2 protein-coding genes are annotated in these 1,017 nt (G+C 75.1%); both read left to right on the plus strand.

Going from position 1 to position 1,017, the window contains the following annotated elements:
• Positions 1–170, plus strand: a 170-nt coding sequence (locus tag DY240_RS34190; protein ID WP_119662064.1) for an LPXTG cell wall anchor domain-containing protein, incomplete at its 5' end; no start/stop codon positions are given.
• The coding region (locus DY240_RS22555) for an HtaA domain-containing protein (RefSeq protein ID WP_199702079.1) at positions 167–1,017 on the plus strand (851 nt) is incomplete at its 3' end. The genes DY240_RS34190 and DY240_RS22555, both read left to right, overlap by 4 nt.

The raw sequence follows: 1,017 nt of genomic DNA on the forward strand, positions 1-1,017 counted from the left end.
CGTCGTCCACCACCGGCGCCGCGGGCGCCGCGGCCGGTGGCGGGTCCGACCTCGCGCAGACCGGCGCCCCGATCGTCCCGGCCGCGCTGGCCGGCCTGGCCCTGCTCGGCGGCGGAGTGGCGGCCGTCGCCGTCCGCCGTCGTCGTACCGAGGAGACGAACCGACCGTGAGGACCACATCGTTCGGACGGACCGTGGCGACGCTGCTCGCCGCGGTGCTCGGCGCCGGCGCGCTGATCGCGGGCGCCGCGCCCGTCGCCTTGGCCGAGCCCACGGAGACGACGGGCGGCACGCTCGACTGGGGCGTCAAGGCGTCGTTCCGCACCTACATCACCGGCCCGATCGCGCACGGCTCGATCGAGGTCCGCGACCCGGCGGTCCGCAACACCGACGGCACGTTCCGGTTCGCCGACGCGACCGGCACCGCCGACCCCGATGCGGGCACCGCCGAGCTCGCCTTCGCCGGCGAAGTCTCCTTCGCCGGCCACGACATGGGCGCCGGCCCGCTGCTCGAGCTGACCCTCACCGACCCGCGCGTCACGGTGACGTCGGCGACCGAGGGGGCGCTGACCGCCGACGTGGTGAGCAAGTCGCTGGACTCCGGCGAGCTGGTCACCTACGACGACGTCGAGCTGGCCGACCTCGACCTCACCGACCACCCGCTGAGGTTCGACGGCGACACCGTGTCGGCCACGGGCGTTCCCGCGACGCTGACCGAGGCCGGCGTCCCGGCGTTCGCCAACTTCTACGCCGCCGGCACCGCGCTGGACCCCCTCACCTTCACCGCGACGCTCGAGGCCGAGGAGCCCGAGCCGGTCTGGGAGCCGTCGATCGAGGTGTTCGCGGCCGACGGGGTGACGCCGGTCGGCGAGGCGGAGCTGGCCTATGGCGACACCGTGGTGGTGCGCGGCTCCGGGTTCGACCCTGCGGGCAACGTCGCGCCGGAGGGGAACCGTCCGCCGATCCCGGCTGGTGTCCCGGCGGGTGCGTATGTGGTGTTCGGGTCGTTCGCCGAGCA

This window comes from Jiangella rhizosphaerae, assembly GCF_003579925.1.
GTDB classification, from domain to species: Bacteria; Actinomycetota; Actinomycetes; order Jiangellales; family Jiangellaceae; genus Jiangella; species Jiangella rhizosphaerae.